Here is a 536-nt window from a genome sequence, read left to right as displayed (position 1 = left end):
GTGCTTCAAGGCGTAGGGCGCTTGGCGCGGCAATCGGCACATAAGCTTGATCGGTCTTGTCAGTCGCCGCCGCATTGTCGACGAGCGCGAACTTTTCTGGCGCATGCCGCGTCGCCGTGATCGTGAAAGACGTTCCGTCATGCGATTCAGAAACGCTGACCACGCGATACAACTGCCGTACCTCGGCTGCCGGCTGAATCGTCCACGCGGCACCACAAACCGGCGTCTGCAAAAGTGTCCTGCAAGGCGTAACCTCCGCGCCGTGCGCACTCTCAATTTCCACGCGCTGAATCTGCGCATCCGGCAGCATCAACGTCAGATAGTCCCCGCAAAGCGCTTGCACCTCGCGGTCCAGGATCACATGGCCTGTCTCGCTCACCGCTTTGACACGCCCACCGGCCGAACGCTGCGAGCGCAACGGATCGGCAATCTCTATCACCTGTCCGGGAAGTGCAAGCGCCCCATCGAGCCCGACGCCGAATGTCACCGTATCGGTCTCTAGGCGCGATGTATGGAGCAACCAATGGCCTGCGCGT

1 pseudogene is annotated in these 536 nt (G+C 61.4%); it reads right to left on the bottom strand.

Annotated features, from left to right (window positions below):
* Positions 1-487 (bottom strand): annotated as a pseudogene (locus QCE79_RS39500) (host specificity protein); the annotation flags it as partial.
* Between the last annotated feature and the right edge of the window lie 49 nt (positions 488-536).

The sequence above is a fragment of the Caballeronia sp. LZ003 genome, assembly GCF_031451465.1.
Lineage (GTDB): Bacteria > Pseudomonadota > Gammaproteobacteria > Burkholderiales > Burkholderiaceae > Caballeronia.
The sequence above is the reverse complement of the archived record's forward strand: the minus strand, read 5'-3'. Positions and strand labels throughout refer to the sequence as shown.